Annotated in this window: 4 protein-coding genes; all 4 read right to left on the reverse strand. The window is 61.4% G+C overall.

Annotation, left to right across the window (positions count from 1 at the left end):
- Nucleotides 1–997, reverse strand: a 997-nt coding sequence (locus tag PSELUDRAFT_RS19575) for a DUF6396 domain-containing protein (RefSeq protein WP_088967614.1), incomplete at its 3' end; no start/stop codon positions are given.
- On the reverse strand, nucleotides 997–2,070 hold the full coding sequence (locus PSELUDRAFT_RS15075; protein ID WP_157725148.1) for a sel1 repeat family protein: 1,074 nt from the start codon (nucleotides 2,068–2,070) through the stop codon (nucleotides 997–999). The genes PSELUDRAFT_RS19575 and PSELUDRAFT_RS15075, both read right to left, overlap by 1 nt.
- Before the next feature lie 2 nt (nucleotides 2,071–2,072).
- Nucleotides 2,073–4,064: a phospholipase D-like domain-containing protein gene (locus PSELUDRAFT_RS15080; protein WP_088967616.1), complete on the reverse strand. Its 1,992-nt coding sequence runs from the start codon at nucleotides 4,062–4,064 to the stop codon at nucleotides 2,073–2,075.
- A gap of 2 nt (nucleotides 4,065–4,066) precedes the next feature.
- On the reverse strand, nucleotides 4,067–6,267 hold a 2,201-nt coding region (locus PSELUDRAFT_RS15085; protein ID WP_231895233.1), incomplete at its 5' end, for a type VI secretion system Vgr family protein.

Genomic DNA, 6,267 nt, shown 5'->3' on the forward strand with positions numbered 1-6,267 from the left:
GCGGCACATTGCTTTCCCATTCCTTCAACCACTTGATCTTGCCATCCCACGGCGCCAGCTTGGCTGGTGGCAAGGGCACGATGTCGTCGATGTCATCTACCGAGGGGTTGAGGTAGGAGTAGTTATGCAGGAAGTCGGACAGGATTTTGTAGCGGCGGGAACGCTCGTCGTCTTTGGTCCGTCCGAGGTAGGCCATATCATTTGCTGAGGCAGGAGCAAGGAATGCTTCCTGAAGGGCCATGGCGGCCACGTCATTGCCAGCCTTGACGGCCAGTTGGTAGTACTTGAGAGCTTCTGGGAAGTTTCTTGAGTTACCCATCCGAATGGCGTACTCAAACGCAGCCTTGCTATGCCCTTGTTCCGCAGCACACCTTTTCATTTGCAGTCCAATACTGAGTGGTGTCGGATAGTCAATACCAAGGCTGAATAGCTGGTCTCCCACATAATATTGCGCGTCCGGGTTACCCAGATCGGCCGCATGGCGCAGATATTGCAAGGCCGAGGCATTGCTTTCTGCCACGCCGTAGCCCTTGGTAAGCAGTGCCCCCATATCGTAGTAGCCCTGCGGGATGCCTCGCTGGATAAGGTCTTGCGCCAGGGTTACCGGCAGGCTGATGACATCGTCGGCATCGCTGTGGCCCCGGATCAGTAGCAGCGCCAGATTATGGTTGGCCTTGTCGTGGCCCCAGGCCGCGGCAATGCGGTACAGCCGCTCGAAAGCCGGGTATTTGGCCGGGTCATCCTTGAGCAGGTTTCGCTTTTGCAGCCAGCGTGCGTGTTTGAACAGCTGTTCGGCCTCCGGGTTTGGCTTGGGGATGCGGGCTTGTTCGTGGCTGCAAGTAAAAGCTGGCTGCCGTTCCAGACTGTCGGGGATGGCGGTCAGTGGGCTGGCGGCGGGTGGAGAAGCTGGCGCCTTGCCGCAGGCTGCCAACAGCAGGCAGGCTGCGGCCAACGTTGGCCGCAAGGCCGCACGAAGGCGCTGCTTGCCGCCGGGCATCACGGCTGTACACCCTTGGGGACGGGGCGGCCGGTGGCCGGGTCGAGCCCCTTGGCCTTGGCCATCTCGGCAATGCGCGCTTCGCTGGGCAGCGGCGGCGGCACATTGCTTTCCCATTCCTTCAACCACTTGATCTTGCCATCCCACGGCGCCAGCTTGGCTGGTGGCAAGGGCACGATGTCGTCGATGTCGTCAACCGTAGGTTTGAGGTAGGAATAACGCCCCAGGATGTCAGACAGGATTTTGTAGCGACGGGAGCGCTCCTCGTCTTTTTCTAGAGCGAGATAATCCAGGCCGTCGCTGGGTGGGGGAGCGAGAAATACCTTCCCTAGCTTGAAGGCAGCTGTTTCATCACCAGCTTTCACTGCTAGCTGGTAGTACTTGAGTGCTTCGGAATAGTTTTTTGAGTTTTTCATATCTACAGCATATTCAAAGGCCGCTTCGCTATGGCCTTGCTCTGCTGCACATTTTTTCATTTGCAGTCCAATATTCAGTGGCACCGGGTAGTCGATACCTAACATGAATAGCTGGTCACCCACATAATATTGCGCATCCGGGTTGCCCAGGTCGGCCGCATGGCGCAGATATTGCAAGGCCGAGGCATTGCTTTCTGTCATGCCATAGCCCTTGGTGAGCAGTGCCCCCATATCGTAGTAGCCCTGCGGGATGCCGCGCTGGATAAGCTCTTGCGCCAGGGTTACCGGTAGGCTGATGACATCGTCGGCATCGCTATGGCCCCGGATCAGCAGCAGCGCCAGATTGTGGTTGGCCTTGTCGTGACCCCAGGCCGCAGCAATGCGGTACAGCCTCTCGAAAGCCGGGTATTTGGCCGGGTCGTCCTTGAGCAGATTCTGCTTTTGCAGCCAGCGCGCATGTTTGAATAGCTGCTCGGCTTCCGGGTCACGCTTGGGGATGCGTGCTTGTTCATAGCTGCAGGTGAAAGCGAGCTGCTGTTCCAGGTCGTTGGGAATCGCAGTCAGCGGCGATGTGTTGGACATCGGAAGGTTCCTGGTTTCGGTGGGCTTGCCGCAGGCGGCCAGCAAGGCAAGCAATAGAAGTAGTGCGTGCCGCATATTCAGTCCTTGTTGGATTGGGTAGGATCAAAACGCTGAAAGCCGCGTAGAGAGGCTTCGGGCACCTGTTTTCGTGGCTCACGTCCTTTGTTTTCCTTGATGATGTCCCTCCAAGAGTTGAATGCCTGCACCACGTCCGCCTGTGCCCCTTTGCCCCCTGTGTGGATATTCCACAAGTCCAACCGTGCTTGGCGGCTGATATGTGGGTTGCAGTGGGCAACGTTCAATTCGCTGTCCACCTCCATGCTGCGGGTGTTGATATTGGCGCTGCCCAGCGTCATGTAGGTATCGTTGACCAGCAGCAGCTTGCTGTGTACGTACACCTCGGGCCAGGCCATCCCCGGCGGGGTGTCGGGAGGCACCAGGGTGCAGACATGTACCTTCAGGCCGGGGCGATCTTCCGGCACGATGGTTTCCGCGGCTTTCATTTTCTGGCCGAGCTTCCCATCCTCCTTGGATGCCAGCAGATCCAGGTCTTGTTGCATCTTGTCCTTTTCCTGCTGCAGCCGGTTGCGCTGGCTGGCCAGCTGGTTATGCTTTTCAAGCAGCTCGCGGGTTTTGGGGTCCCGCAGCCAGGCGGGCGGGTATTTGCCATCCTTGAAGACCGCCGGGTTGGGCAAGCCGCTGGCTATCGCCCCCAGGCTGGCATCGTACTGACGCAGCCGGTTTTCAGCCTGATTGATGGCCGTGGTCTGATCCTGGATACGGTTTTGCAACTCGACACCGGGCATGGCATCGGCCCGGCCAAGGCTCTTGAGCATTTCGTGGGTTTTCTCCGTACCCGAGCCCATGCCGGCGTTGCTGCTGTTGGTCACCACGAACAGGTAGAGTGATTGGTGACTGGCCGGGTCCCGCCCCCATTGGCATTGCTTGGCAGCAGCCTGCTTGATCTTGTCTGCCAGCGGCGGCCAGCGAAAATACTGGTTCTCGACATAGATGCACTGGGTGGCATTGTTTACGGCCTGCAGATAGGCTTTCTTGATGTCTTCCGCCCGGTACTGCGGCTGAGTCCGCAGAATCTGCCCCTGGATTTTCCTGCCCAGTGCTTCGCGTAGCGGATAGTGGGCAAAGCCGGCACTCGGCTTGTCCAAGCTTTCTCCGGTTTCTTTTTCCCAGGCATAGGCAAAATTACGAAACAGGTCGCCACACAGCGGTCCAGTTAGCCGACTGGAAAGATCTTCTCGCGGCAGTGCACCGTTTCGCCCGGTATTCGCCGTTCTGCGGTGGTAGCTGTGCGCACAGGTATCCCAATACTCGTCCAGCATGTTGTGCCCCATAACGAAGCCAACGTGGTCGCTCGGGCTACCGTAATCCACCAGCACCATTTTCTGGTGGTGGCTGGGGAAGGCCGACAGCACGGCACGCATGCTGCGCGAAACTTTTTTGTCATCAAATTCCTGCTCGGCCAGATAAGCACGGTCAGCGGCAGAGAACCCCCGAACCCGGAAGATCAGATTCTCGACCTGTTTATTGCCAAGCACGGTCTGTGTGGCTTTGGTAAGTGTTTGCACATAGCCGCGATCCCGGTCGTAACGGCTGAACCAATGACTATCCAGCTTGTTCTGTTCCTTGCTGCTGGTAGCTGGTACATCCTTGTAGCCGCGGCTGTAGGGGCCTGAACGGTTAGGCATGTTCGGCTCGTCCATGGAGAAGCCGGTCAGGCTGGTTGTGTAATCATTGCCCACCACATAGCACAACACCCGTACCTTCACGCCCTCGGCAGCCTTCTGCTCCAATAGCTGGCCGATCGATGGCGATTTGCCATCACGAATGAAGTGCATCGAAGGCTGAAAGCCCCAGCAGATAATGCAGACGGATTGTTTGGCTGCTGCAATGGCGCGGTGCACCTCGCCAAACGCGCGCTCGCCGTTGATCAGGAAGTCGAAAGTGCCATTCAGCGGGCTGTATTCGGACTGCTGCACGAACCACGGCGGGGTGATGGTGCATTGCAGGCCCTGGTTGGCCGCAACCGGCGTCGTAATCTTGTTTCCCATGCTTATTCGCCTTTGTCGGCAGGTTTGAACAGCGCCAGAAAATCTTCACGTGCCGATGCCTGCTGCTTGTCACGGCCGCCGTCTGGTGCGGCGCCGGCAGTGTGTTTGTGAAAACCGGCATTCGCCGCTTCACCCTGTGCCGGGTTGTGGTAATCCACGGCCACCGGGATGTCGTACACCACGCCATTGGCCAGTTCCAGCTTGTATTTCTGCACCGGCACGCGGTGCTGCACCTGGATATGGCCCTGTTCGTCTATCACGCCTTCGCCCTGCAGGGCGCCATCGGCATACAGCTTGTAGGGCATGCCTCCCCAGCTGCTTTTCACCCCCAGCGGCGACTGATCCACCTTGATGCTGAGCGGGAAAGTTGGCGCATGCTGCGGAAAGGAGGGGTGCGCCGGGGTCATCTTCGCCGGCCCGCTCCAGTCGTGGCTCGCCCCTTTGAAGCTCACCTTGCCCGGCGCGTGCAGTTCAATCTTGCCGTCCTTGATGCGGATGTAGGCGCCGCCGCAGGTCAGCAGCACCTCTTTCTTGCCGTTGAACAGCTGGCTGGCGCTCAGGCTGCTGATGGCTACGTCCTTATCCGCCGTCAGTTCCATGGCGTCGCTCTGCGCCTGCACTTGCACCTTGCCCTTGGCGGCGATCAGCTTCAGCGTGATCCGGTCTTTCACCCCGGCCACAAACAGGCTGATGTGCTGGCCGACGTTGTGCAGCCAGCGCCGGCCCGAGGTCTGGTTGAGGTCGCGCTGCGCCACTTGGTCGATATTGCTGCCTGCGGCCAACGTCAGGGCGTTGTCGGTGGCGGCGGCGAGGCCGGCCGGGGCGGACAGGATCAGCAGCGGCTGCTGGCCGGCTTGAGCCAATCCCTCGCCTTTGGTGGCGGTCTTGCCGTCTTTATCGGTATTGCTGCCGGCTTCCCAGGCCTTGAGGGCGGCGGCGTGGTGTTGCAGGTGGCCATCGGTTTTGTTCGCCCCTTTGCTGTTGTCGGGCTTGATTTCTTCCGGCCCGGTTTCCTGGGTGTCGGCCAGTTGCGCCGTGGCGGTGTCGGCGAGGCTTTGCGCCAGGCTGAGCGCGGCGTCAAGCTGGCTTTGCGCGCCGTCGCGTGCCAGTTGTTTGCCGCCGGCGCCGGCTTGCGCTTCGGTGCTGAGCAGCAGGCCGTGCGCGGCGCGGATCGCCCCGTGCCGGTCGGTGCGCAGTTCGAAGCCGTCGCCACGCGCTTGCGCTTTGCCATCGCTGCGCGGGTGGGCGAGGTAGCCCTGGTTCAGCTGCGTCGTGCCGTGCTCGGAGGACAGCTTGGCCCGCACTTCGCCCGGGCTGTCGTCGAACAGCAGCTCGTTGTATTGGCCGCCGTGGTGTTCTTTGGATTTGATGCCGGACAGCGTTTTGTTGCCTGGCAGGCTGCCGGCGCCGCTGAACGCCGGCGGCGGGTGGCTGCCGTTGTACAGCACACCGGTGATCACCGGCCTATCGATATCGCCTTCGATGAAATCGACCAGCACTTCCTGGCCGATGCGCGGGATGAACTGGTGGCCCCAGGCGGCACCGGCGGAGGGCATGGCGACGCGCAGCCAGCAGCTGGAGCGGTCGTCGAGGTTGGCGCCGATGGTGGGGTGTTCGTCTGGCCGCTGCCAGTGGAACTGCACCTTGATGCGGCCGTGGGCGTCGGTGTGCACTTCTTCATTGGCGGGGCCGACTACGGTAGCGGTCTGCGCGCCGCGGGCGCTGGGTTTGGCGTGGGCGCTGTCGGCGTAGGCCGGGGTGAGCGGCAGGCCGCGGCGCTGGGCGTCGAACTCGCTGCGGAACGGCGCGTCGCTGTCATCGCCGCTGGCGGCCAACGTTGGCCGCAAGGCGGTGGGCAGGCTGCGCGCCAGCTCGGCCGGCAGGTTGTTGCGTACGGTCAGCGTCTGGCGGGTGAGCACGAATTCGCGCTGCTCGGCGCCGTCGCCGTCGTGTGCCGGGTGGCCGTCGAGGCGGAACCACTGCCCGGCCACCAAGCCGCGCACCGCGCCGCCGCCGCTGAAAGTCTTGGCCTGCGCATCGTGCGCCTGCTGCCGCAGCCGCGCGTAGTGGCTGAGCTGCTCGGCATCGCTGGCGTAGTAGGCGCCGGGGGCGTCGTAGTGCTGCAAGCTGCTCTGCAGCCGGCTGCCGTCCAGACCCTGATCCAGCGCCGATTCGTCACCGCTGTGGCCGGTGGCCACCGGCT

Source organism: Vogesella sp. LIG4 (genome assembly GCF_900090205.1).
In the GTDB taxonomy this organism is placed as follows: Bacteria; Pseudomonadota; Gammaproteobacteria; order Burkholderiales; family Chromobacteriaceae; genus Vogesella.

Bases quoted from the DNA above. Each gene is read 5' to 3' on its own strand.
- PSELUDRAFT_RS15075 (WP_157725148.1), bottom strand. From the start codon at position 2,070: ATGCGGCACGCACTACTTCTATTGCTTGCCTTGCTGGCCGCCTGCGGC.
- PSELUDRAFT_RS15080 (WP_088967616.1), bottom strand. From the start codon at position 4,064: ATGGGAAACAAGATTACGACGCCGGTTGCGGCCAACCAGGGCCTGCAA.